Genomic DNA, 26,625 nt, shown 5'->3' on the forward strand with positions numbered 1-26,625 from the left:
CGCAAGCGCCGTCGACCCAGCCGTCGACCCAGCCGTCCGGAAGGCAGCCGTCCGGGAAACCGGCAACCGACCGGCGGACGCCGGGCAGGCAACCGCAGAAGCCGGCCCCCACGCCGTCGCCGGTCAACACCGCGATGGCCGAGGCGCTCCGGAAGGCCGGCCTGGGCAAGTAGCGCCCGGTGCGGCTGCCGCACCACCGTTCGTCGCGGATTCCCTACCGCTTGGCGCATAACTAGTACGTTTGCTGACGATCTGCACCATGATTGCCGGAGGCAACGGCCCTCTACCGGAAGCTCGGTCAGAGGCCCTGGCAGAGGGCCGTTTCCGCAATGTGCTGGACACCGATGTCGTTGACGAGCAGGGGGAGTACTTATGGGTTGGCTGGACCGCGAACGAACCATCGCCCCGCCGGGATTTAACCGGTGGCTCGTCCCCCCGGCAGCCCTCGCGGTGCACCTGTGCATCGGCCAGGCCTACGCGACGAGCGTTTACAAGACCGCGCTGGTGAAGCACTTCGGCGCGAGCCTGACCGAGATCGGCGTGATCTTCTCCGTTGCGATCGTGATGCTGGGCTTCTCGGCCGCCATCATGGGCACCTGGGTGGACAGGAACGGGCCCCGCAAGGCGATGTTCACCTCCGCCACGTTCTGGGCGAGCGGCTTCCTGATCGGCTCCCTGGGCATCTTCAGCCACCAGCTCTGGCTCGTCTACCTCGGCTACGGCGTCGTCGGCGGCATCGGACTGGGGATCGGTTACATCTCCCCGGTCTCCACCCTGATCAAATGGTTCCCGGACCGGCCCGGACTGGCCACGGGCATGGCGATCATGGGGTTCGGCGGCGGCGCCCTGATCGCCAGCCCGGTCTCCACGGCCCTGCTGAAAATGTATGATCCCAACTCCGGGGCCAAGGGCTGGGTGGCCAGCGGTGAGTCGGTGGGCAAGCTCTTCCTGACCCTCGCCGTCGTCTATCTGGCCTACATGATGTTCGGCGCGTTCACCATCAAGGTCCCGTCCGAGGGATGGAAACCGGCAGGTTTCGACCCCGCAAAGGTCAAGGCCGCCTCGCTGGTCACCACGGACAACGTCTCCGCCAGGAACGCGGTCAAGACCAGGCAGTTCTGGCTCGTCTGGATCGCCCTGTTCTGCAATGTCACGGCAGGGATCGGCATCCTTGAGCAGGCCGCTCCGATGATCCAGGACTTCTTCCGCCAGCCCGACGGCACGTCCCTGGCCAGCGCCGCAGTGGCCGCCGGCTTCGTGGGGCTGCTCTCGATCGGCAACATGTCCGGCCGCTTTGCCTGGTCCGCCACCTCCGATGTCACCGGCCGCAAGCGCATCTACATGGTCTACCTCGGCGTCGGCGCCGTGCTCTACACCGTGCTGGCGCTGGCCGGCTCTACGTCCACCGTCCTCTACGTGGCCCTCGCGTTCGTCATCATCTCCTTCTACGGCGGTGGGTTCGCGACGGCCCCCGCCTACCTGCGCGACCTCTTCGGCACGTTCCAGGTCGGAGCCATCCACGGCCGGCTCCTGACGGCCTGGTCCGCGGCGGGCATCGCCGGGCCGCTGATCGTCAACGCTTTCCTGGACGCGCAGGGCAAGCCCGGCGCGCTCAACGCCGCGTCCTACCAGCCCGCCTTGCTGACCATGGTGGGGCTGCTGGTGATCGGTTTCGTGGCGAACCTCTTGGTCACGCYGGTGGACGCACGATTCCACGAACCACGTCCTGGCCGCGTCCGGTCCGAAGAACCTGCCTTGGAGGGCTGAAATGAGCAGTGCACAGAGTTCCGTCACACCGTCCACCGGGAGGTTGGTCATCGCCTGGGCGCTTGTCGGCGTGCCGCTCGCGTATGGCGTCTATGAGACCCTCACCCGCGTGGCGGCCCTGTTTGGCTGACACGGTGGTGACAGAAGTCTTCGGTGATAGTCCGCGCGCCGTGAGCGCACCGTTCACACGCCCGGAGGCGTTCACCACCCGCCCCACGCTGCAGGGCACGTTTGGGATGAGCGCGTCCACGCATTGGCTTGCGACGGCGGCGGCCCAGTCCGTGTTGGAGCGCGGTGGGAACGCCTTCGACGCCGCGGTGGCGGGAGCGTTCGTGCTCCATGTAGTGGAGCCGCACCTCAACGGGCCCGGCGGAGACATGACCGGGATCTTCGTCACCGCGGACCGGCCGGAGCAGCCCATAGTCCTGATGGGGCAGGGCCCGGCGCCGGCCGGGGCCACGGTGGAGCACTACGTGGCCGAAGGCCTGGACCTCGTTCCGGGATCGGGTGCCCTGGCCGCCGCGGTGCCTGCCGCCGTCGACGCCTGGCTCCTGCTGCTGCGTGACCACGGGACGTGGGAGCTGGACTCGGTCCTGGACTTCGCGATCGGCTACGCGCGGGACGGCCACCCGATGCTCGGCCGGGTCGGAACCACCATCGCGGCCGTGTCCGCGCTGTTCGAGGCGCACTGGCCCACGTCGGCTGAGCTGTGGATGCCGGGCGGCCGAGTCCCGGTTGAGGGCGAGCTGGTGTGGAACCCGGCCTATGCCCGCACCCTGGAACGGCTCGTGCAGGCCGGAGTCAGGGAATCCACCCGCGAGGCGGGAATTGATGCGGCCCGCCGCGAGTGGCGGGAGGGGTTCGTGGCCCGCGCCATGGTGGAGTCGGTTCAGTCCCCGCACCGGCATTCCTCGGGCACGGATCACCGCGGAGTGCTCGCCTTGGACGATCTCGCGGGATTCGAAGCCGGGTATGAGGCGGCCGCCACTGTGGAGTTCCGGGGCCACACGATTGCCAAGACCGGGCCGTGGGGCCAGGGGCCGGCGCTGCTGCAGACCCTGGCCATCCTGTCCGGTTTCGAGGACCGGTTCCTTGATCCGTCCACCGAGCTGGGGGCGCACACCGTCCTGGAGGCGCAGAAGCTCGCGCTCGCGGACCGGGAGGCATACTACGGCGACACGGACGTGCCGCTCGATTACCTGCTCTCGGAGGACTACTGCGCCGGCCGCCGTGCCTTGATCACGGAGCGGGCGTCCCACGACTTCCGGCCTGGCACCGTGCCCGGGCGGGAGCCGTACAGGCCACCACTGCGCACCAGTTACACGCCGCGGGCGCTCGCGGGCCATGCCGCCGCGGCCGGACTCGGCGTCGGCGAGCCCACCGTGACATCCGCGGGGGAGACCCGCGGCGATACCTGCCATATCGACGTCGTGGACCGCTGGGGCAATATGGTCTCCGCCACTCCGTCCGGCGGCTGGCTGCAGTCGTCCCCGGCGATCCCGGAGTTGGGCTTCTGCCTGGGCACCCGGCTGCAGATGACCTGGCTGGAGCCCGGGACGCCGTCCACGCTGACGCCCGGCAAACGCCCGCGTACCACCTTGACGCCCACGCTCGTGCTGCGGGACGGCCACGCAGTGACCGCGCTGGGGTCGCCCGGCGGCGACCAGCAGGACCAGTGGCAGCTGCCGTACCTGCTGCGGACCATCGTGGGCGGGTATTCGCCGCAGCAGGCCATCGACGCACCGACGTTCCATACGACGTCGATGCCCGGGTCCTTCTGGCCGCGCACCTGGGAGCCCGGCGGCGCCGTCGTCGAGAACCGGCTCGGTGAGGACGTCATCGCGGGGCTGGAACGCCGCGGGCATGTGGTCAGCCGGGCTGGTGGCTGGGCGCTGGGGCGGTTGTCCGCCGTCGTGCGGGATCCTGAGACCGGGGTCCTGCAGGCTGCCGCAAATCCGCGCGGTGCGCAGGGGTACGCCGCGGGCCGGTAGCGGTTGGCGGTGCGTAGCGGTGGAGCTGGGGATGCTCGCTTCCTAGCCGGAAGCCTTGAGCCGGTCCATGAAGCGGAGCGACTCGGCAACTATCTGCTGCTGCGCCTCGTTGCGGCTGATGCCCGGCTCGCCGTCCCCGGGCTGCCCACCGTAGTCACCGAAGAACGCGTGCACGCCGCCCACAACCGTTGCGTAGGTGGTGGTTGGCGGGAGCAGGGGCCTCGACGCCGCGATCTTGTCCGGGGTGCTCAGGCCATCGTTTGTGCCGGAGATGGAGAGCACCGAGAGGCCCTGCGCGTCCGCCATGTTCTCTGCGGGGTACGAAGCAAAGAGCAGCAGCCCGGAGACGTCGTGATTCGCCGCCGCGAACGATGATGCGCTCACGCCGCCCAACGAATGACCACCGACGGCCCAGGAAGCGATTTCGGGATGCCGGTCCATGGCTGCGCGGGCCTGGTTGGTGTCCAGCAGGGAGACGCCAAGGGGTGGCTTCAGGATGACGACTAGATGACCCGCGTCCGCGAGCGGCTGCAGCAGGTCCTGATAGGCGTGCGCGTCGACCCTGGCACCGGGGTAGAAGACGAGACCCGTGGTGGCTTGGCCCGCCGGGGCAAGGGTGATCGAAGTGGCGTCTTCTGCAGCCTTTGACCCGGCTGGTGCGGTCGCGGTGGGCCCATTGGCCGGGGCCGTCTTCTCCCGGTCGGGTTGGTGGGGGAACGGGCTGAGCCACATCAGCGCCGCCACGAAACCGAGGACCGTGAGCCGGCCTGCGATCCCGCGGACCAACTGCCAGGTGGAAATGTCACCGCTACGCTGCTGTTTGCCGCCGAAGAACCAGCGTCTGACCAGAATCAGCGCCCACAGAATCCCCAGTGCGACGGCGGCCACCAGGAGAGCGGGCAGGGCGGGGTGGCCGCCGAGGACGGCCGGGTTGCTGAGCAGCATCCAGAGCGGGACCACTATCAGGGCGGCCGCCGCGAGAGCGCCGCTCCAGTTCAGGATCGAGGACTTCCAGGAAGTGGAGTTGGGCCCTTTGGGGACGGGGCCGCGGGTTTCGGTGGGGTTCGCAGGACGAAAAGGCTGGCCTTCCTTCACGGCTTGATGATATCGCCCCGGCAGCGGAACCCGATGGTGTCCGGGTGCGGCAAAACCCCGTCACCGGCTCGATCAGCGGCCGCTGCGCCCCACCCACAGCCCATGCAGCAGCGGAAGCACTGACGCGATCATCAGGACATTGCCGAGCACCATGTCATCCGCGCGGACCACGGAGCCGGAAACCAGCAGGGCGCCGAAGATCAGCGCCGATGCTGATCGCTGCGCCGTGCGGTCAAGCCGTCCCAGCTGCCGCTCGAGGCGCGGATTTGCCACCGACAGTGAACCGTCCTCGAGTCGGGTTAGCAGCCCGTCCAGACGTTTCGGCAGACCCAGCGCCATCCCGGCGGCATCGAGCGCCTGCTGGGCAACGTCCTGCACGATGTTGCCGCGCTCGTCGCGCAGCAGCTGCGCCGCATAGGGTTCGACCGAGTCCCACAGATTGAACCGGGCGTCCAGCGAGCTGCACACACCCGACGTCAGTGACATGGCCCGGATGATGAGCAGGAAGTTCTCCGGGAATTGGAAAGGCAAGGACCGGACAGTGTCACCGAACTCCACCGCGAACTCCCGGAACTCCCTGGGGTCGACCTCGCGAAGCTCGGCGAAGCCCATCCCGCCAAATCGGGCGAAGAGGTGCGTCATTGCCCGCTCAAGCTCCACAGTGTCCGCCGAAGGCACCAGCACACCGACGTTCCGGATGGCGGCCACCAGACCCTTGCCGTCACGCGAAGCGGCCGCGATGAGCAGCTTCCGCAGACCGCTGCGTGTGCTCGGCGGGATCTCGCCCATCATGCCGAAGTCGATGAAGGTCAGCTTCCAGGGGTGCGCTGCGGATGGATCCGTAGCCGGCGTGACAAAAATGTTGCCCGGGTGCGGATCGGCGTGGAAAAACCCGGTGGTGAACATCTGGTCGAACATGACGGAGGCAAAAACCGGGGCGACCTGCGCCGGGTCGATACCGGCAGCCAGCAGCGCCACCGAGTCCGTAATTTTGATCGCTGTCACGTCTTCGAGGGTGAGCACGCGGCGGGTGCTTCGCTCCCAGACGACGCCGGGCACCTCCACCCGGGCGTCATCGGCAAAATCGACCCCGAACCGCTCCGCGTTCGCCCCCTCATTCAGGTAGTCGATTTCCTCAAGGCTGGTCTGCGCAAACTCCTCGACCAGGGCGGGCATGTCAGCACGATCTGACACCAGGCGTACGTGGCTGAGCCAGCCGCCCACTTTGCGCAGTGCCGCCAGGTCGACGTCGACAATGTCGTTGATGCCCGGCCGCTGTACTTTCAGAACCACACGGTCGAGACCGGTGTCGGCGGCGTCGTCCGGGCGAAGCCTGGCCCGGTGCGCCTGCCCGAGGGACGCTGCCGCGATCGGTGTCTCCTCGATCGAGGCGAACAACCGCTCCAGCGGCGCGCCCAGCTCAGCTTCGGCGAGGGCTCGGATCGCGGAGAACGAAACCGGAGGCACCTCGTCCTGCAGCCCCTCGAGTTCCTTGGTGATCTCGGGCGGCAGCACGTCGAGCCGGGAGGACAGGAACTGTCCGACTTTGATCATGAGGCCGCCGAGGTCCACCGCCAGCGCATGGAAGCGCTGCGCGAAGCGCCGCATCCTCTTCGCCCTGGTGCGCTCGGCAATCCTCACCAGCCCGATGCGGGGGAGGAGCAGCTCAAACCACCAGGTCACCGCGAGATGCCACGCGGCGAAACGTAGGATGCGGCGGTAACGGGCCCGGTGGTTCCCGGCGCCGGGGACCGTGGCTGCCCGGTCCCGGCGAACCGACGTCACCCCCGTCAGCCCTGGGCGAGGATCGCGTACAACCGGCGGCGCGCGTCATCGAGCACCGCCACGGCTTCCTGCACCTGCTTCGGCGTCCCGGTGCGTCCCACCTGGGAGGCGGCTTGTGCGAGCTCGACGCCCGCCTTGGGCAGCGCCGCGAACCCCGAGCCCGATGCTGGACCCGACTCCCAGGGCGCTGACATGCCGGCACCCGCTACCTCCTCGCGGCCCGCCTCCGTCAGGGAATAGATCTTGCGGCCGTTGGATTCCTCAGCACGGATAATGCCCTCGTCGGCCAGCAGTTGGAGGGTTGGATAGACGGAGCCAGCGCTGGGCTTCCAGGTCCCGCCGCTGCGCTCCTCAATTTCACGAATGATCTGATAGCCGTGCATCGGCCGCTCGGCGAGCAGTGCCAGCACAGCCGAGCGCACCTCGCCGCGCCCCGCCCGGGATCCCGAGCGCTTCTCGAACCTCGAACGCAACTCCTCTACGGCCTGCCACATGCCGTCGACATTGTTGCCRCGAAATCCGCCTGCCGGGTAAGAACTGCGCATCATGCTCTCCTCTGGACAACCGTGAGCGATATACAACGATAGCCAACGATACACGCGCAGATTTGCGAAACCAAGAGCGATAGCCATCCACATCTTGCATCGTGATGCCACAGCAAGGAGACCCGTCGAATGCCAAAAAATAACGGGTCAAGGAACCACGGCCCATTAGCCAATGTGCAGTCAGGCGTGTTGCCTCAGCCTCGCTTCCAGTCAGCCTTCCGGACCGAACGACGATGCCTTTGGGCTTCTGAAGAAATTAGCCAATGCCGACCGCACCAACACCGCCCATGAACCCTCGTTGGTGGCGTCAGCGTTCCTTATTTGCGGTTTCCCGGGCCCGCTTAGCGGGCGTACGGCGCTAACTTGCATGCTGCCAGGCCAGTCCTGCCTGAGTGCCCGAAATAAACCCACCGAACCACGCGATTCCGGCTGGGCCCAACACCAAACAGAGGACGAGGACCAGCACCAAAACCAGCATGGCAAGCCATCGCCAGAGCGGCGAAAAACGCAGCAACCACACGCCCACGGCCAGACCTGCGAGTAATGCAACGACCTCCTGCATCACATGGTCCTGAGGCCCGAGCACGATCACCGCGGCCGTGGCGCTCAAGAGCACGCCACTAAGGATCAGAGCATTCCTTACCGGATGCTCAGCTTTCCTTCCCACAACAGCCAACCCTTTCTTGGCCTGTTTTGCCCACCATCCGAGTCCGCTTTGCAGTTGGTCGCCACCGAAGCCGACGGTGCCACCTCCAAAGGCGGCGCCCCACACGCGCTATGGTGCTCGGAGGCTGCATGTTGCGGATCCGGTGCGGGACGAAGTGCGTCGCGGGCTGACGTGCGAAGGCTTCTACTGCACGACGCGGGAGGACCAGATTGGAGGAGCTAGTCGAATTTCAGATCCAGCATCGGTAAGCACATTTTTCCCGAGCAGTTTCTAACTGCCATTAGCAAAATCGGTGAGCTTTTGAAGAAGTTCTTCGTATTCAGCGTTGAGAACATCATCGACTGATCCGTTCTTGTAAACGTATCGGTCGCTGAGGCTGCCGCTGCCCTGCCCAAAGCTCCCAAAGACCCACTCTCGCGCCTCGTCCACAGCCTTAGTTGACGAATCAGCGCGAAGTTTTACCGCGAGATCTTCGTAATTCTGAGCTAGTTTGGCGAGCTCCATAATTCTCAGCAGACTCGCAAACCTGAGCATATCGAGTGTCAGAGTATCTATATCAGTGCCCATGTTTAATCCAATTTCCATTCTTTGAGAATTTCTCCCGCGGTCCTTGCGTCTGGAATATAGACTTGGGGAGTTCCGCCTGGATAAATCGTGCCATCCAACCCGGTCTGCGGTGCGGTCATCCCTTCGTGCACAGCAGTTCCGGCTGGGAACCTAGCCATGAAAGCGCTATCGATGGGGCTCTTGCCGCCGCCAGGCCACTCAGGCAACACCGCTTTGTCATTTCTAACTTGCTCGACACTGATCGGTGCGTCCTCGGACCACCAGCGACCCCACGGATTTCCGGCTTCTCCGCCCCTGTACAAAATTGTATCTTCGCTAAGGTATCTAGATTTGTAGGCTCCGTCTGTAAAGTTCGCGGCTGGATTACCACGCATTCCTTCCAGCGTCGGTGGCAGGTCTCCGAGTTTGGTGGTCGCCGAGGGTGGGACATCGACTTTACCCGCGCGACCACCGATGGGTAGGGCTCCGGTCCCAGTGCTAATTGCGGTAGCCCGTATGAACCCCGTCGGAGTGTGGGGCCCTGGCCCGGTGAGGTAGCCGCCTGCCCCGCTGATCGCCCCGTCAACGCCATTTTCCACGGCCATGCGCACCACGGGGTTGTTGACGAGCTTGCCCGCCATCATTCCCACACCGCCGCCTACCATTCCAAGGCCACCGGAGATCGCGGCCTGGCCCCAGTTGACTTCCCCGGTGGTTGCTTTCTGGATCACGACGTCGGCGCCGAAGCTCATCAGCCCCAAGCCTGCGACCTGGCCGCCGGGGACGAACATCAACACCGCCCCGCCCACAACGGCCAGGCCGCCGACGACGTATTCCCAGTTGTCTTTGACCCAGTTCCCGGCCGCGGCGAACGCTCCCCGGCTGGAGCCATCGTAGGCCTTCAGCTCGTCATCCGTCAGCGGACGCAGCCCGGTGGGGTCTGTGGTGTTCAGAGGGTTGTTGCCGGCGTAGGCGTAGGGGTTTCCGTCCCAGCCCGCGCCGAAGACGGGGGAAAGGGGGTCGGTGGAGAGGAAGCCACGGGTGGCCGGGTCATACGCCCTGGCACCGAGCCATTCCAGGCCCGCGATGTCCAGGCCGCCGTTGCCGGTCAGGGTGATCCCGGCGGGCAGCTCACCGGCAAGCCCCGGCACAGCTCCCCAGCCGGCGGCCCCAGCACCGGGCGTGCCGCCCGGACCCGGGTCCGGGATAGACGGCGCGCCGATGACTGCCCAGGGATCGGTCTGGTCGGTGGGGCGGGCTGCGCGCCAGCCCGGCGCCGTCCAGGCCTCGCCGATCCCGGTGACACCACCAGGCAGCGAAAGGACCTGTTCACCGTCAAAGCCGGCCAGGGCGGGGATGGGGCTGGCGGTGTCCCACCACAGCTCCACACCATCGATGGCAGCGAGTTCGCCGAGTGCGTCCACCCACAGCTCATGCCGGGAGGTTTCCATGCCGTCGGGGGTGCGGTCGGCCGCGCTCTTCAGGTGGCCGGTCTGGCCCCATGCGTACTCGGTCCAGGACCCGTCCGGGAGTATCAGCCGGGTTCGGCGCCCCAGCCCGTCGTGGACGTACTCCGTCCGGGACCCGTCCGCGTCCGTGACGGCAAGGAGTTGCCCCGCGGCGTCGTACTCGTAGGTCCGGGAGCCGGCCGGGGTGGATTCGCGGATCGGGCGCCCGCCGGCGTCGTATACCCACTCCGAGACGGAAGCCGGCGCGGAATCCTCCGGGTCCCCGCTCCTGGTGGTGGCGGCCGAGACCATCTGCCCGGCCCCGTCGTAGCCGTAGCGGGTCACGGCACCGGCGCGGGTCAGGGCCGTGATCCGGCCGTCCCCGTCCCGGCCGATCAGGGTGGCATCGGCCGAGAGAAGATCGTTGCGGTCGGTGCGGCTGTGCTCGGACAGGCTGCCGTAGCGGTAGGCCCATTCCTGGACGAGGTCCCCGGCGGTGGCGGAGGTGATACGCCCCGAGGCGTCGTGGGTGAACACGGCCTCCCCGAGCCGGGGGTTCCTGACGGCGGTCACCCGGCCCGCAGCATCCCGGATGTAGGTGGTGGTGGTGCCGTGCGCGTCGGTGAATCCGGTGCGGTTCCCGTCGGCGTCGTACTCCCACGACATTCCGCGGCCGCCGCGGGTGCGGGAGGTCAGCTGCCCGCGCCGGTCATACGCCAGCTCGTGCTCCACCGCCAGCCCGTCAGCGCCCGTGTAATCGGTAATGATCACGCGGCGGCGGATCAGGTCGCGTTCGACGGCGGCCAGGAGTTTCCCGTCGACCGAGGTGGAGGATTCCCGGCCGGCCGAATCGTACGTCCAGGTGGTGGTGTGCCCGTCCGGGTCGGTCTGGGACAGTTGCCGCCCCGCAGGATCGTAGGTGGCCGTGGTCACCCGCCCGAGCGGATCGGTCACGGAATCGACCTTGTCCGTGGCCGTGTAGGTGCGGGTGGTCACCCCGCCCAGGGGATCGGTGATGCGGACCAGGCGCCCGCGGATGTCGTACTCGAACCGGGTCCGGCCGCCCACGCCGTTGACGGTCTCAGTCAGTTCCCCGGCGGTGTTGTATTTGAACCGGCGGGTGCCATACCAAGTGTCTTGGGAGAAGGTCAGCCGCCCGGTCTTGTCGTAGCCGTACCGGGAAACGCCCTGGCCGGGGGCGCGGCGGGACAGGAGCCGCCCGCACGGATCGTACTCGAAGGTCTCGACCTCGCCCGTGGGCAGCGTCCGGGCGGTGACACGCTGATCGGCGTCGTAGGCCAGTTCCGTGACCGCGCCGAGCGGGTCCGTGGTTTTCCAGGGCCGCCCGCACCCGTCGTACTCGTACCGGGTGACGGCACCGGTGGGGGAGGTGATCGACGTGATCTTCCCGGCCACGTCCCGGGCCAGGACCGTCAGGCCGCCTTCGCCGTCGACGAGCTCCACCGGGTTGCCCGCCGCGTCATAGGAGACGAGCTCCGCGGAGCCGTCCGCACCCTGGACCTGCGTGGGGCGCCCGTACTCATCGAAGCTGAAAGTTGAGGACGCGAACGCGTCCGTCAGGGTGGCCGTGCCGGCCTTGCGATCTGCGGTCGCGTCTGTGCGGACCCCGGTCGGGTCGACGACGGCGGTCAGGGCGCCGACCTTGTCGTACTCCCGCCCCCAGCCGTGACCGGCGGGGTCCGTGATCCCGACCAGCCGGGAAAGTGTGTCATGGACAAAGCCCCACCGGGCGCCGTCCGGCAGCACCGCGCCGGTGACGTTGCCGAGCTCATCGAAGACCCGCTCAATGGCCCGGCCCAACGGATCGATCGTCCGGACCAGTTCACCGTTGACGGCGTATTCGAGTTCGGTCCGCCCGCCGTCCGGGGCGACGAACGCCGTCGTCCGCCCTGCCGAATCGTGCTCGAAGGCCCAGACGGCGCCGTCCGGGTCCTCACGCCGCACCAGCAGGCCCGCACCGTCATAGCTGAATCGGGTTTCAGCCCCGGACGGGCTGAGCGCCGCAACCGGGCGGCCTGCATGGTCACGGACGATCCTCGCGACGTCCCCCACTGCATTTCGGGTCGCGACCAGGTCCCCGAACCCGTCGTACTCAAAGCCGACCGTCACTCCGGCCGGGTCCACTACTTGGGCCAGTTGCCCGTTCCGCCACTGAAGCTCGGTGCGCCCGCCCAGCGGGTCCACGATCACCGAGGGGTCCCGCGACACCTCGTCGGCATACTCATACGAGACGACCGACCCGGACTCCGTCACCAGCGTGGTGATGCGGTCCTGCTCATCCCAGCCGTAGGTGAGGTCCGCGCCTTCCGGGGTCACGGTCCGGATTTTCCGGCCCCGCCCGTCGTAGGCGTGCACCGTGACGGTTCCGTCGCGCTCCGTGAACGACACCAGATTTCCGTGGCCGTCGTAGGCCATGGACTGCCGCTGGTCATGGGAATCGAGCACGCCGACCAGGCGGCCCTTCGCGTCGGCGATCCACGAATTGGACCGGGTGCCGTCCTCATCCGAAACGACCGTGACGCGGCCGGGCAGATACGCGAACCTGGTCCGGCGCCCATGCTGGGAGGTCTGCAGGACAACCCTGCCGTGTTCGTCGTAGGTGTTCTCTGCCTCGAGAACGCCCGCAGCCGAGACCACAGCTTCGATCAGGCCCTGCTCATTCCACCGGTAGGTGCGCGCCCCGAGTTCGGTTGCCACGCGCGTCAGCCTGCCACCGGCGTCGTACTCGTACTCCACCCGGCGCCCGTCCGAGGCCCGCACCACGGCAACAAGCCCGTCCACGTACTCGACGTCGAGGAACCGGCCCCGCGCATGCGCCAGCCGGGTCACCAGTCCGCTACTACCGCCGTCGGCTGGCCTTTCCCGAAGAACGGACACCGTCCGGCCAGGCCCGGACCCGGCACCGAGCCACACGCCGGTCGGGCTGTAAGCCCACCATGCGCCCTGGTTGTCCCGGACCACGAGGAGCTCGACCGTACCCTCAGGCAGGGAGCCCAACTCCGTGAGGACAGCCGTGGTGGCGGGTTCGCGGGTCAGCCAGTAATTCTCTCCCACACCCCTGCCCCAGCCGGTGCCCTCCCGGGGGAAGTCCACGGCGCGGCCGTCGGCCATCACCCACCGGCAGCCCTCATCCGAGACCGTGAGGTACTGATCCAGAACCGAGGCCCAGCCCGGACCGAACACCCCGGGCATCTCCAAACCGGACGCCAGCGAGTTGTACATCCGGGACAAGAACAGATTCGAGGAAACCCCCGCGAACCCCAGATCCAACTCCGGCTCGATGAAGTTTCCTGTCGAAGTGTTCACGGGATCATTCGCGTACCCGCTGGTGGGCATCGCGCCCGCCGCCGTCGGCGGATCGATGACCAACCCGGACCGGTTGGCGCTCACGCCGGCCGCTGCCAACGCCTCATTCACGGCTGCATCCGAGAGAGTCGAGATGTTTCCCTCGCCGCCGGCGGCCGCAAACGCGTCCGCGACCGTTACCGCCCACTTCGCGTCGTTCTCGTTCGCCTGCAAGTACCGCCGGTATGCGGTGATCACTCCGGACGCGTCTATTGAACCCCAGTAGCAATCAGACGCGAAGGAGGACATATGCCCGTGCAACGAGGCCGGCTCGGCCGCCAACCCGTCGTCCAGGCCCCGCGACCCTGCCGCGAAAGACCGCAGAAGAGCCGGACGCGCCGAGGACGTCCCGCCCCCGTACCCGCCGCCGGGCGCCGGGGTATTCCGCGATCCCGTCCTGGCATCGGCCGGGGCAAACACCGGAGCCTTCCCCGGTTCCCCGCCCGGCCGTTCTTCCTCGCCGAAGAAGAAATCACCGGCCTGCTCGAGCAGATTCCGGTCATTATGCCGCCGGACCCACTCGTTGTTCTTCTCACGCCGGGCGTCCTCCTCATGCCCGGCGTCGATCATTTGCCCGACGTATCCGGCCACCGTCCGCAACGCCGACACCAACGCGTTTGCGTCATTCTTCGCCGTGGCAGCGTTGGCCTCGAAAACCTCAGAGAAGTGCCCCTTGAAGTCCTCCTTCGCTGAGGCGACGTACGATGCCCGCGAACCCGACTGCTCCTCAAGCCTTGACGCCGCCGATTCGAACGCCGACCTCACCGACCCGGCCACGGCGTAACTGAACCGCCCACCATCAGATGCATCCGAAGCCGGCAACAGCGGCATCTCAACGAACTCGGTCACAACCAAAGCCCCCCACAGAACAAGAACCGGAACATAAAAAAACCACCAAACCGTGCATCGGCCGGGTAACCGCACCACTCACCAAAGTGGCGCGATTACCCGGCCCTCACACCAGCAAGTACAGACTCAGGCGCCGCCGCCAGCGGAGAAGATGTCCTGCGAGATCTTCTGCAACTGCCCCCGCAACTGTTCCAGCTCAGTCTTGGCCTTATCCAAGGCAGCCTTCGTCTCCGGCCACGTCGAACCACGGAACTGCGCAGCCAAGGGGCCATCCCAAATATTCGGATCTGACAAAATCCTTCCCTGCGCGTCCAACGCCGAGATCTGATCCGTGAAACCACCGTTAATGATCGACTGCACCTGCCCAATCGCAGCCTTCGCTTGCTCAGTAGACAACACACGCGACATAGAAAATTCCTCCCAAGAGACAACCGCTTCTCCGCCGGACGCAGCACCGCCGGCGACCGGACGGTGCCGACGCTACCAACACACGTCAATAAATCCAACAAAAAGAAAAACTAGGACGGCCGGACATGACCGCCCATGTCATACGCATGACACATGCAAACCGCGATTAGTCCATTCGTGAGCTAAACCCCGTATCATGCTGAAGGCACCATGAACGGAAGAGGGGACGATCATGCCCAGACGGACTACCACGCACCAGCACACCCGGGGGCGCCGGATCGCGCCGGGCCGGGCGCTGTGCGCCTTCCTGGCCGCCCTGGGGCTGATCGCGACGACGTCGTGCGGCCCGGCCCCCGAACCGGAGTCGGTGTCCAATCCGGTCAAGCTCCTGCAGAGCGTCCGCGTGGGCATGTCCCCGGCCGCCGGGGTCGAGACGATCGAAGGCACCACCATCTCCGTGTCAGCGGCCGGCGACTCCTCCGCAGCGGACACGAAGTACGACGCATCCCAGGCGGTGGGCGAACTGCCGGTGCGAGTGAGCCTGCAGTACCGGGCCGGAGAGAAGTCCGGCTCCGACCTCACCGAGCTTCAAGGCCACACCGGGCCGGTCGAGATCGACCTGACACTGGAGAACCTCACGGTCAAGCCGCGGGTCATCGAGTACGATGCCGCGGGCCAAACCCGCTCCGATACCGCCCTCGTGGGCGCCCCGCTGACTATCGCCGCCTCAACGAAGCTCACCGGTGTACGGGCCGACGACGTCACCGCCGGCTCTGCGGACGGCGGAACGGGCACCAACGGCGTCCTGAGCAGCACCGAGGACGGTGCCACCGTGGTGCAGTGGGCCACCGTGCTGGCCCCGCCGCGTTCCGGGGCGAGCACCACGCTGCGCCTCGTTGCTGATGTCAAGGACTTTCAGGTCCCCGCTTTCGACGTGGCGGTGCAGCCGGGCCTCAACACCGACCTCAGCGCGGACGGCGTGCTCGCCGGCGCGTTCTCCTCCGGTGCGGGCTCCGAGATGGGGCTGCAACGCCGCACCATCTCACTGGTCTCGGACGTCAACACCGTGCTGACCAAGGCCGGATCCACCATCACCGAGGTCCGGCAGAACCTGCAGGAGACCTCTCAGACCCTGGGAGCGAAGACCGCGGGCGAGCTGCGCGATAACTCCCAGGCCCTGGCCGCAACCATGTTGGACCTGAAGGAGCAGCTGAAGACTCTCGGCGCCGACCTGGAGGCCGCGACGAAGTCAACGCAGTCCACCACTGCGTCCCAGCTGAAGCTGACCGTCGCCGCCGTGGACGCGATGCTGGGCGACACCTCGGCCGTGCCCGCGACGGCTCCCATCAACGGTGACGGCTGCACCGCGGAGGTGCCCAAATCGGGGAAGGCGGCCACGGTCTACTCCAGCATCCAGACCATGGCTTCGCAGCTCGACGCCTACGCGAAGGTAAGCGCGGGCTGCCGGGATATCGTCGCGGGCGCCATCAAGGCCACCATGGGCCCCGAGGACCCCACCGCGGAGGAATGCGCAGAGCAGGGTTCGATGACATGCTCCCTCTACGGCTCTGCCGTGACCGTCACGGGTGCGTTGCTGGGCCTGGTGACGAAGGGCGACGAGCTCGTGGCGGACCTGCAGCCGCAGATGGTCGAGGGCGCGATCAAGGATCAGGAGGCCGCCGCCGTCACGCTGGAAAAGGTTCGCGCCGATTTCGCTGCGGTCCTCGACGGCGCCGAGACCACCGAAGACTACAAGACTGCCCTCGCAAACGTGGAAGAAGCGATCAAGTCCGCCCGGGGCTCCGTCGACGCGACCCGGGACGCGGCCGCTGCGGTCCGCGGCAGCATCGACGGCCTGCGGCAGAAGCTGGGCGACATCAAGAAGACTGCGCAGAACGCCCGGGGCGAGTTGGGTGACCGCTCGCTGCTGAACGGCTCGATGACGCAGCAAACGCAGCGGCTCGCCGACGAGTTGTGCAAGATGGCCGACGGCGCCTTGCCCCGCGAGGGCCGACTGTCCGCCGAGCAGGCGGAGCGGCTGCGTTCCTACTTGACGTCCGCGCCGTGCGAGCCCACGGATGAAAGCGGAAACCCGGCGCAGGAACTGCGCCCGCCGCTGGGGTTCAAGGACCCGCTGGACGATCGGATCCAGGCCCAGACGGCCGCCTGGGACGCGCTCCTGGCGGCCACCGACACCACCGCCCCGGACGAGGAGATCGGCCAGGCGTTCACCACTTTGGGAACGGCGATCGACGACATCGACGCCAAGCTGGACGCCATCAACAAGGCCACGAAGGCGCTCGATGGCGCCGCCACGGGCGACGTCAACAGCAACAAGCGCGAACTAGTTGCCCTGGACGCCGCGCTCGGTAAGGCGATCGACTCCTCCGGCCGGGTAGGCTCGACGCTCGCGAAGCTCAAGGAGCAGCAGGACGGGCTCGGCGACAAGATCAAGGAGTCCCTCCGCGAGGTCTCGGCCGAGACCGCCGCCGAGGTCTACAAGACCGTGGACGAGCAAGTGCGCCGGGTCGCCGAGATCGGCGACGCGGGCTCCGACGCCGTGATCACTGCCTTCAACCACTCCATCTCCGGTTTGAAGTCCACCTCGGACGAGGTGGTGAACGACGCCGAGGGCACGGTGAATAAGCAGCGGGACGAGCTGCGCGGGCAGAGCGACGCGCTGGCCGCATCCCTGGACAAGAGCACGCAGTCCTCGCTCGCGAACATCGCCTCCAGCACGTCCGGCTCAACCCGTGACGTCGAGGGCGCCAGCGCCCTCCTGTCCTCAAGCCTCACCAAGGTGATGCTCGACCTGGGCGACCGCTCGGTGAACGGATCCGGCCTGCTCGGCTCCATGGCCACAAGCGCCGCCAAGGCCGACACTGCCGACTATCAGCTGGCACTGGCATCGCAGAACGCTGAGGGCTATGCCAATATCCGCTCCAGGGACGTGGCGGGGCTGCTGCTGCGCCAGGCGCAGTTCAAGGCTTCACTCACCGCTGTCGACGAACTGCCACCGTTCCACCTCGAGGTGCCGGCCGGCGCCACGTCGCAGACCCTGTACACACTGAAGATCGGCGGCACCGCATGAGCTCCCGCACCGGGCTCACGACCCTGATCGTCGCGGGCATCACTGTCGTACTCGCGGCTGCGATCGCCCTGACGACTGTGGCGCTGAGCCGTCCCAAGGAGGCTTCACGGCCCGATCCGGTAGCCGCGACGGTTCCCGTCGCGCTGAAAGCCGAGGGCCTGCCGAACGACTTCTCCATCGGCGTCGTTCTCACGCTCGGCCAGTCCGGCGAGCCCGGCTCCGAGTACAACCGCGCAGCACAGGGCGCGATCGTCGCCGCACAGCGCTTTGCCAAGGGCGGCGCCGCCGTCGCCCTCGTAGCCCAGAACGACCGCGGCACGGAAGATGGCGCCCGCGCCGCCGTCCACGCGCTCGCCGAACAGGGAGCATCGGGTGTCGTCGTGGCGACCACGGGTGCGCCGGCCCGGGCCGCGGCTAAGGCCGCCGAGGAGCTCGGCCTCCCGGCGATCCTGCCCTACGCCGAACCATCCGACCCCGCGCAGGCCACCTGGACCACGAGGCCGTCGGGCGCATCCGTCGCGGCCGCCCTTCGAACCGCGCTGAACGGCAAAAACAGGGTGCTGCTCGTCGGGGACGGCGGCGAGGTCCCTGCGTCGGTCGGGATCTCACAGACGCTGACCCTCGATGGCTTCGACGCGGTGATGGACCTGGCCCAGGAGGCCGCCATCCGAACAGGGGACCAGCTGCGCCCGCCTGCCGAGGACGCCCCAGCAGGCGCCGGGTCCACGAGGGTCGCCGAGCCCGCGGACGCCGTGGTTGTCTCGGCCGCCACCCCGCAGCGGCTGGCCCGGCTGGTCCAGGCCTTGCAGGCCCGCGACGTGTCCGTCCCCGTGGTCATTCCGGACGGCGCCACTGCCCCGGCCTTCGCCTCCACGCTGTCCGAGCTCGACGGCGCCGCCTCCGGGCAGCTGGTCAGCGTTGCCCCGGCCGGCGGCGATGCCACGGCGCTCCAGCAGGACGCCCAGGGGCGCGGGATGTCCGCATTCCTGTCCGCCGTGCGCCTGGCGTCCGGTGACCCGAAGGTCAAGAACCTGACGGGCGATGCCGCGTTTTCCGCCGACGCATGGGCGGCGGACTCACGCAGCCACGACGCCGTCGTCGCCCTCGTACGGGCGGCCGCGTCGGCTGGAAGCGGCGAGCCGTCCAAGGTCGGCGCGGCGTTGCGCACCATGTCCTTCGGTCCTGGTGACGGCCYCGCCGGGCCGGCGCTGGATTTCTCGCGCTCCGCGGCGCTGACCGCGGAGGCAATCCCGGTCTACGCTTCCCCTCAGGACCTGGGCCTGCGCCCGCCGGACGAGGCCGCTCCGCGGCTCGTCTGGGTGCCGGCGCCGGCAAACCCCTGACCACCTGCCCCGGCTCGCCCCTGGGCGGGCGGGAACCATCCACCACTGAAGGAGCGCCCCGGTGCGTGTGCTGATCGACCTGGACGAGCGCCGCTTTGAGTGCGACGTGGCTCACGCCGCGCCTGCCACGACGCTGACAGACCTCGTGGAGGCCGCCGGTGGCCCGCGCCTTGCACCCGATGAGGCGGTGTTCGTGAACGAGGCCGAGGTGCGTGGTTCCACCCCCGTCTCAGAGCTGATCTTCCTGGAGGGCAGCCGCATCTCGCGGGCGCCGTGGCAGATTCCGCAGCGCGTGCGCGGCTGGAGCGTGACGCTCGCCGGCGGCCAGCGCACCGGCGGCGTGATTGACGTTCCGCACGGGCGAGAGATGCTGATCGGCCGGTCCCCTCACGCCGATCTGAGCCTTCCGACCGAAAGCGCGTCATGGGACCACTGCCGGCTGCGCCGGGAGGAGGACGGGCTGCGGGTGCTCGATGGCGGGTCCACGAACGGCACCCTCGTCAATGGCGAGCCGGTGGGGGAGGACGGGGTCCTGGTCACCGAAACCGCCACGATCACGGCGGGCGGCGCRGTGCTCCTCCTGCGCCGGTCCCTGGACGAGACGCCAGCCCCGGCGCCCGGYAGCCTGCACAACCTCACACCGGCGGCGACAGCGCCCTTCAACCGGCCTCCCCGCCCCGGGCAGGCTCCGGCGGGCGAGCCCCTGGTCCCGCCGAGCCGCAAGGAAGTGCCGCCAGCCAGCAAATTCAGCTACATCACGGTGCTCGCGCCCCTCGTGATGGCGGCGGCGATGGTCTTGATCCTGCGGGACTTGCGCTTCGCGATGTTCGCCATGCTCAGCCCGGTCATGGCCGTGGGCATGTGGTTCGAACAAAAGCGCCGCCACGCCCGGGGCCTCAAAGAAGAGGACGAGCGCTTCGCCGGGGCGCTCCAGGGATTCGAGCGGCAGATCCGCGCAGCCGCGGCGACGGAGACCGCACGACGGCATCGGATGATCCCCGATCCCGCGACCGTAGTCCGGCGCCCCGCACTCCCCGCCACGTCCTTGTGGCAGCGCCGCGCCGACGCGGACGACTTCCTGGCCCTGCACGCCGGCACAGGTGACGTCCCCTGGAAGCCCGAGGTGGACCGCACCGCCGGATCGCGGCTGGATGAGAAGGTGAAGGACTCCCTCGCGGCCGCGCGCCTTCAGGCCGCGCCCGTGCTCGTGGACCTGACCGACGCCGGTGTGGTGGGTATCGTCGGGCCGCGGGAGGGGACTCTGGCGCTCGCGCGATCCCTCCTGGCCCAGGCCGCGGTGCACGTCGGCCCAGCCGACCTGACCATCGGCGTCTTCTGCGACGCCGGGCGCGCTGACGAGTGGGAGTGGGCTTCATGGCTGCCGCACACACGCCAGGCCGGCAGCAGCACGGGCGAACGGTGGATGTCTGCGGACCGCGAGGCGAGCCTGGCCATGCTGCGCACGCTCAAGGACGCGGTGCAGGAGCTGCCCACACCAGCGATGCTGGTGGTCCTGGACTCCGAGGTGCTCACGGAGGGCAGGGACGCGCCGGCACGCGCGCTGCTCGGCGCGGGCCGCTCCGTACCCGGGGCCCATGGGAGCCCGCAGCAGAGCCCGTCACGGGTGGCCGGCATCGTCATCGCGACCTCGGAGGAGCAGCTGCCGGCCTCCTGCACCACGATCATCAGGGTCGGGGCGGACGCAGCGGCCACTGTGGACCAGCCGGAGAACCTGACCCGCGTGGAGGACGTCATCCTGGCAGGACTGGACCAGGAGGAGGCCCTGCGCTGCGCAATGCGCGTGGCGCACTTCGACGATCCGGAGCTGAGCGTGCCCGGGGCCTCGCTGCCCCCGCTCGTGCGGCTGCCCGGGCTCCTCGGTTACGACCGCCCGGACTCGGCCACGATCCGTCGCCTCTGGCAGGCTCCCACCGGAGTCTCCACGCCGATCGGCACAGGGGAGAACGGCACCCTGACCCTGGACCTGGTCAAGGACGGCCCGCACGGCCTGGTGGGCGGCACCACCGGCTCCGGCAAGTCCGAGTTCCTCCGCTCGCTCGTGGCCGGCCTCGCGGCACGCAACGATCCGACCCGCCTGAACTTTATCCTCGTCGACTTCAAAGGCGGGGCGGCCTTCAAGGCATGCGAACGCCTTCCGCACACCATCGGCACGATCTCCAATCTGGACGAGCAGCTCGCCGACCGGGCCCTGCGCGCCCTGGAAGCGGAGATGGAACGCCGCCAGCGGGTCTTCGCGGAGGCCGGCGAGGGCATCGACAACCTGAACGCCTACCTGGCCACGAACCCGGCCGAGCCCATGCCCCGGCTGCTGCTCGTGATCGACGAGTTCGCCATGCTGGCCAAGGACTTCCCGGACGTGCTCAAAGCGCTCGTCAGCGTGGGTGCAGTGGGACGCACCCTGGGTGTGCACATGATCCTGGCGACGCAGCGCCCGGCGGGCGTCGTCAGCGACGACATCCTCGCGAACACCAACCTTCGGGTGGCCCTGCGGGTGCAGAGCCGCGACGACTCCAACAACGTCATCGGTGTGCCCGCCGCCTCGGCGATCGGCCGGGCCCAGATGGGCCGCGCCTTCGTGAAACTGGGCCAGGACGACATCACCCCCGTGCAGACGGCCCTCGTGACCGGACGGGCGCAGCTCGGCGCCGGGCCCGCCGTGGACGTGCGTGAGATCCGCCAGTTCGGCGTCCCCGTTCCCGCGGCGGCGCCGCCACGGTCTGCGGCCGTGGACGAGAACGACCTCGAACTCCTCATCGACGCGGTTGTCGAAGCCAACGCCGAGGCAGGGTACGCCCAGCCGCGGCAGGTCTGGCCGGAGGCCCTGGGCGAGCGTGTGGAGCTGGAGGGATTCCTCCATGAGGCCGACGGCGGCCGTCCCGCCGCACCGTCCGGCACTCCCACCGATCCCGCACCCCCGCGGCTGCCGATGGTGGGCGCCGTCCGAGGCTCCACGGTCCAGGTGGCCATCGTGGACGAGCCGGAGCTGCAGCGCCAGTCCGCGGCGGGATGGGACATGTCCGTGGGGAACCTGATGCTCATGGGCGTGGCCGGCTCCGGCACGAGCACCACGCTGGCCTCGATCGCGCTGACACTGGCGAAGGACGCCGATCCGGCCGAGCTGGACCTGATGATCCTCGACATGGGTTCCCGTGAGCTCGAAGCCCTGGAACGCCTGCCGCACACCGTGGCGTATGTGGGAACCGGGGCCGGTGCCAAGGAGCAGCAGGCCCGATTCCTGCGGCACCTGCACACCGAGCTCGAGAGCCGCCGCGCCGTGCCTGGCAGGCACCGCCGCGCCGTGGTGCTGCTGGACGGCCTGGCCTCGCTGCGGGACGAGTTCCAGGACTTCGAAGGGCAGCAACTGCTGGCTTTGCTGTACCGGGCGTACGCGGACGGCCCGGCGCTGGGACTGTCCTTCGCGGTCTCCACCACACGCGCCAAGGCGGTGCCCTCGGCCATGAACGAGGTGACGCTGCAGAAGTGGCTCTTCCGGCTGGCGGACGACTACGACTACTCCTCGCTCGGCGTCCGGGGCAAGGAAATCCCGGCCGCGCTTCCTGGGCGCTGCGTGGATCCCCGCACCTCACTCCAGATGCATGTGGCCACGCCCGGTATCGGGGTCGAGGCTGCTGTGGATCGCGTGCGGCAAAGCTGGGCACACGCTCCCGCGAAGACCCCGGCGATCAGGCGTCTGCCCGCCAACGTCACGATGCTGGAGCTGGGCGTGGAACCCCGGCTGGAGGCCGAACCTTGGCTCATCCCGGTGGGAATACAGGAGGCGGACCTCTCACCGGCGTTCCTGGAGATCTACGAGGGCGAGCACGCGCTCGTCGCCGGGCCTGCCCGTTCGGGCAAGTCCACGCTGCTGCTGGCCCTGGCCGCAGCCCTGCGTGGCGCGGCCACCTCCCGCGGGCCGGCTCAGGTGTGGGGCATCTGCGATCGCCGCTCACCCCTGGCCCTCGCCGATCTGGATCGCGTGGCCGTCGGCACGGATGATGTGCCTGCCCTGCTGGCCTCCCTGCGACTCGAGCGCGGCCCGGTGTTCCTGCTCATCGACGACGCAGAGCGCTTCGAGGACGCCGATCAATCCATCGCGGGGGCTGTGACCTCCGGGCAGCCGGGGCTGTGCGTCATTGCGGCCGGACGGGCCGCGGATCTCCGCGGACTGTACAGTCACTGGACCAAGACGCTCCGCAAATCCCGCCTGGGCGTGCTGCTGCAACCGGATGTAGATTACGACGGCGAACTGCTGGGCGCCGCACTCCCGCGCAGGGCGCCGGTGGCGCTGACTGCCGGGCGTGGATATATCGGCGTCGGCGGGCAATTGGCACTGATCCAGTCGATGAGCGCCGAGGTTTGAACCCAGCAGCGGGCGCCTACGACGAACGAGTGGACGGCCGGGGGCCTTGAGGAATCAGATCGATAGCGTTGGGGAGTACGGTATGCAATTCGCACAGACGGGTCAGGCTCTGGGAGCGTCCTACCGCTTCGGCGAGCGGGTGGGCTCCGGCGCCGTCGGCGAGGTCTGGACCGTCACCTCGGCCGACGGCCGGATTTTTGCCGCCAAGGTCCTGCGACCGGAACACGCTGACGATCCTTCGCTTGTAGAGCGGTTCGTCCGCGAGCGATCCGTCCTGCTTGGCCTGCAGGACTCCCACATCGTCACGGTGCGCGACATGGTGGTGGAGGGCGCGCGGTTGGCCATCGTCATGGACTACGTCGCAGGAGGCTCGCTGCGTGACGCGGTCAAGGAGGCCGGCCCGCTGCGTCCTTTGGACGCGTTCAACGTCGTCGCCGAAGTGTTCGACGCACTGGCTTTCGCGCACTCACGAGGCGTGACGCATCGCGACATTAAGCCGGACAATGTTCTCCTCGCCCGCCCCTGGCCCGAGTGTGGCGCGGGCGACGTACGGGTCTCCGACTTCGGCATCTCGGACGTCGTGGGCGAGAAGATCCGCCAGACGACCGGTCTCATCGGCACCCCGCACTACATGCCTCCCGAGCTCATCAGCCAGGGCCGGTCCGGCCCGCCGGGCGATGTGTACTCAACGGGCATCCTGCTCTACGAGCTCCTCGCCGGGCGCACTCCTTTCGCCGGGCCTGGGACGGACTTCAGCGTCGCGTACCGCCATGTTTCCTCGCGCCCGCCACGGATCCCCGTGGACGACGCAGTGTGGAACGTACTCGACTCGCTGCTGTCCAAAGACCCCGCCCAACGCCCGACGGCGAGTGAGGCCGCGGCGACGCTCCGGCGTCTCGCACCCCGCCTTGCCGGCAGCAGCCCGATCACGCGTACCGAGGCCCCGGAGGACTTCGACGCCGTCGAACGCTCGGCCACCGTCGTCCGGGGCGCCTTCACGGACGAGGACCTCACGGCCTTCGCGTCAGGCTCGCCAGATGACCACGCCGGGAAGGCTCCCGAGCTTGGGGAGGCCGACAGCGCCACCATCGCCCGGCCAATCCCGCGTCGCGAAGTGCGGCCCCGGGCGGAGGCCCGGCTCGAGGAACAGGTCGCCACCCCGTTCTGGCGCACTCGCAAAGCGTTACTGCTCGCCGGTGCCGCAGCCCTGCTCGTCGTCGCGATGGTCGTTGGGTTCGTTGTCCTCGCCCCTTCGGGTCAGCAAATGCGGCCCACCGCGGAAGGCCAGGTGTCCAAGCAACTTCAGGACGCGGCGCTGCCGACCGGCCTGACAATCTCGCGGGAGGCCTCCTATGAGCCGTCCTCCGGTCAGGTCCGCCTGACTGTGGTGTATGCGGCGCAGAAGGCGCCGTTGTCCGGTGATTTCCTTGAGGTGATCCCGGGCCTGGCCGACGGGGAAGCGTGCCCGGCCGTCACGTGGGACGGGGCTTCGGTGAGCAGGAATCAGGCCTCGATCACCGGCCTTGACGTCGAGTGCGGTTGGAAGGTCTCGGGGTTGGAGGTCCCGGCGGGAGGGGCAGCCCAGGTCACAGCCAAGGTGTCAGTGTCACCCGCGGACCAGCAGGCCCTCGACGCGTGGCTGCGGGCTGGGTCTCAGGCGACGACGGCCGCGACGCAGGACCCTGCCGTCAAGGGCACGGCCTATACCGTCCAGCGGCTGAAGGGCGTGGAGGTGCATACTCCGGCGCGCGTCGTGACGCCTAGCCCGCTAAAGATCACCCTTGTGCCAGTCTGGGCCGGCGGCGCCGACGAGCTGAACCCGCTCTACGTCAGTCCCGCGTCGGGCAAGCCCTCGCAGATGCTCGCCGCCGTGAGTGGCGGCGAGAAAGGAGTACGGTTCTCCGACGGCTGCGGCGGGGCGCTCGCGGTGGACAGCGCGGGGCTTACCGTGACGGCCCTGCAGATCACGCCCCAGTGCACCGTGCGCGCCAGCGTCGGGAACTTCACCGAGCTGCAGTCTCCGAGCTTCGGGATCACGTCCCGGGAAACCTCGTAAGACCGAGGGTTCCTAGGGCTCCCAGGACTGAGGGCTGCCAGGACTGAGGGCTCGGGGTTGCCCCCGCGGCCATGACCTTGGCCTGGACGTGCGAGCCACTCAGCCCGCTGCCGCCGTCAGGGCCGCTGCCGTTCGACCTCCACGGTCACCCGGCCGTCCGGCCGCTGCCGTTCGACCCMCACGGTCACCCACCCGGCCGTCCGGGCCGCTGCCGTTCGACCCACACGGTCACCCGGCCGTCAGAGCTTCTGTCACGCGGCGGCCACGGGGTCACTCCAGGYGGAAGTAGSTGTTCCGKCGGGGTKTCCGGGCTGGGTCGAGGTGGGGTGGCGGGATGAACCAGGGGATKCCGGTGCGCATCTGGATGCTCCAGTGTTCCTTATGGATCACGTGGTGGTGATGGGAGCAGAGCAGGGTKCCGTTSYCGGCTCCGGTGGTTCCGCCGCGGGACCAGTAGGYGATGTGGTGGGCCTCGCACCAGGGKGCCGGAATGGTGCATTGCGGGAAGGCGCAGCCCCGGTCCCGGGCCGTGATGGCCTTGCGGATGTGGGGCGGGAAGACGCGGGAGGCCCGGCCGATGTCCAGGACCTGGCCCTCGCCGCCGAGGACGACGGGGATGATGTCGGCGTCGCAGGCCATTTTGCGGATGGTGCCGGCGGTGACGGGCCCGGTGAACAGCAGCGTCCCGGTGCCGTGCCGGGTTCCCGTGCCGTGCTGTGCGGTGTTGGCAGCGGCGCCTGTTTCGGCGGGAGTCGGCCCGAGCCGGGTGAGCAGGTCGCGGTAATCGATGGTGGCCATGATCTGCGGCCGGAGCCCGCCGGCCGCGGGCAGCCCTCCGGTTGCCAGCGCTGCCTTGCACGCGCCGACCAGGCCGTCGAGCAGCTTCTGCGGCCGTGAGCGGAGGTCCAGGGACGACAGCGCGGCATCCTCTCGCGGGGCGGGCTCATCAGCCGCCCCGTCTTCGCCTGATCCGGCCTGTGCCGTGTGGCCGGTGGCGGTGCCCTGGCCGGCGTCTGGGCCGGTGCGGGGGTTGGTGGCGGTGTTCATCACGGTGATCAGGTGCTCGAACTGGTCCGCGGTCGCGAAGATTTCCAGGTGCTGCAGGCCGTGCCGGGGTCTGCGGAGGAAGGCGCCCTGGAGCTGGCGGAGCAGTTCCTCGGAGGGTTCGGCGCCGTCCTGGTCCAGCGCCTCGGCCCAGCTGCGGCTGACCCGGGCCAGGAAGTCGGCGTCGTTCTCGGCCGCGGTGCGGGTCAGGGCGTGCTCCATCGCCGCCGCGGCCTCCGGGAG

At 68.5% G+C, this 26,625-nt stretch carries 15 protein-coding genes; 7 read left to right on the plus strand and 8 right to left on the minus strand.

Features of this window, described 5'->3' with window-relative positions:
• The first annotated feature begins 372 nt into the window (after positions 1 to 372).
• The 3 genes from AC1D1S_RS07780 (at position 373) to AC1D1S_RS07790 (ending at position 3,758) form a co-directional block, all read left to right on the plus strand.
• Positions 373 to 1,767 (plus strand): OFA family MFS transporter, encoded by a 1,395-nt coding sequence (locus tag AC1D1S_RS07780; protein ID WP_476994160.1) that lies wholly within the window; start codon positions 373 to 375, stop codon positions 1,765 to 1,767.
• A 1-nt stretch (position 1,768) separates the two neighbouring features.
• On the plus strand, positions 1,769 to 1,897 hold the full coding sequence (locus AC1D1S_RS07785; RefSeq protein ID WP_275450873.1) for an MFS transporter small subunit: 129 nt from the start codon (positions 1,769 to 1,771) through the stop codon (positions 1,895 to 1,897).
• A gap of 106 nt (positions 1,898 to 2,003) precedes the next feature.
• Complete coding sequence (locus tag AC1D1S_RS07790) at positions 2,004 to 3,758, plus strand: gamma-glutamyltransferase family protein (protein ID WP_476994169.1); 1,755 nt, start codon at positions 2,004 to 2,006, stop codon at positions 3,756 to 3,758.
• A 42-nt stretch (positions 3,759 to 3,800) separates the two neighbouring features.
• Here the strand turns inward: AC1D1S_RS07790 and AC1D1S_RS07795 are convergent, their stop codons facing one another.
• From AC1D1S_RS07795 to AC1D1S_RS07825, 7 genes are all read right to left on the minus strand, one after another.
• Positions 3,801 to 4,853: an alpha/beta hydrolase gene (locus tag AC1D1S_RS07795; protein ID WP_243181547.1), complete on the minus strand. Its 1,053-nt coding sequence runs from the start codon at positions 4,851 to 4,853 to the stop codon at positions 3,801 to 3,803.
• 72 nt (positions 4,854 to 4,925) lie between these two features.
• Positions 4,926 to 6,638: an ABC1 kinase family protein gene (locus AC1D1S_RS07800; RefSeq protein ID WP_476994161.1), complete on the minus strand. Its 1,713-nt coding sequence runs from the start codon at positions 6,636 to 6,638 to the stop codon at positions 4,926 to 4,928.
• Positions 6,639 to 6,643: 5 nt separating this feature from the next.
• Positions 6,644 to 7,183, minus strand: a complete 540-nt coding sequence (locus AC1D1S_RS07805) for a PadR family transcriptional regulator (RefSeq protein WP_243181635.1) — start codon at positions 7,181 to 7,183, stop codon at positions 6,644 to 6,646.
• A gap of 358 nt (positions 7,184 to 7,541) precedes the next feature.
• Positions 7,542 to 7,955 (minus strand): hypothetical protein, encoded by a 414-nt coding sequence (locus AC1D1S_RS07810; protein WP_476994162.1) that lies wholly within the window; start codon positions 7,953 to 7,955, stop codon positions 7,542 to 7,544.
• 165 nt (positions 7,956 to 8,120) lie between these two features.
• Positions 8,121 to 8,417 (minus strand): hypothetical protein, encoded by a 297-nt coding sequence (locus tag AC1D1S_RS07815; RefSeq protein WP_476944133.1) that lies wholly within the window; start codon positions 8,415 to 8,417, stop codon positions 8,121 to 8,123.
• A 2-nt stretch (positions 8,418 to 8,419) separates the two neighbouring features.
• Positions 8,420 to 14,059, minus strand: a complete 5,640-nt coding sequence (locus AC1D1S_RS07820; protein WP_476994163.1) for a DUF6531 domain-containing protein — start codon at positions 14,057 to 14,059, stop codon at positions 8,420 to 8,422.
• A gap of 126 nt (positions 14,060 to 14,185) precedes the next feature.
• Positions 14,186 to 14,467: a pyrophosphorylase gene (locus AC1D1S_RS07825; protein WP_476944135.1), complete on the minus strand. Its 282-nt coding sequence runs from the start codon at positions 14,465 to 14,467 to the stop codon at positions 14,186 to 14,188.
• 232 nt (positions 14,468 to 14,699) lie between these two features.
• Here AC1D1S_RS07825 and AC1D1S_RS07830 point away from each other — a divergent pair, with 232 nt between their 5' ends.
• The 4 genes from AC1D1S_RS07830 to AC1D1S_RS07845 all read left to right on the plus strand — a co-directional run bounded on the left by AC1D1S_RS07830 (position 14,700) and on the right by AC1D1S_RS07845 (position 25,338).
• Positions 14,700 to 17,558, plus strand: coding sequence for a hypothetical protein (locus AC1D1S_RS07830; RefSeq protein ID WP_476994164.1), 2,859 nt, complete (start codon positions 14,700 to 14,702; stop codon positions 17,556 to 17,558).
• A complete protein-coding gene (locus AC1D1S_RS07835) occupies positions 17,555 to 18,901 on the plus strand; it encodes a type 1 periplasmic-binding domain-containing protein (RefSeq protein WP_476994165.1) in 1,347 nt (448 codons plus the stop codon). The genes AC1D1S_RS07830 and AC1D1S_RS07835 overlap by 4 nt, the downstream gene beginning before the upstream one ends.
• 61 nt (positions 18,902 to 18,962) lie before the next feature.
• Positions 18,963 to 23,282, plus strand: a complete 4,320-nt coding sequence (locus AC1D1S_RS07840; RefSeq protein WP_476994166.1) for an FtsK/SpoIIIE domain-containing protein — start codon at positions 18,963 to 18,965, stop codon at positions 23,280 to 23,282.
• Between the two features lie 82 nt (positions 23,283 to 23,364).
• Positions 23,365 to 25,338 (plus strand): serine/threonine-protein kinase, encoded by a 1,974-nt coding sequence (locus tag AC1D1S_RS07845; protein ID WP_476994167.1) that lies wholly within the window; start codon positions 23,365 to 23,367, stop codon positions 25,336 to 25,338.
• Between the two features lie 270 nt (positions 25,339 to 25,608).
• Here the strand turns inward: AC1D1S_RS07845 and AC1D1S_RS07850 are convergent.
• Positions 25,609 to 26,625, minus strand: a 1,017-nt coding sequence (locus AC1D1S_RS07850; protein ID WP_476994168.1) for a DUF222 domain-containing protein, incomplete at its 5' end; no start/stop codon positions are given.

The organism is Arthrobacter sp. P1_A5 (assembly GCF_056406825.1).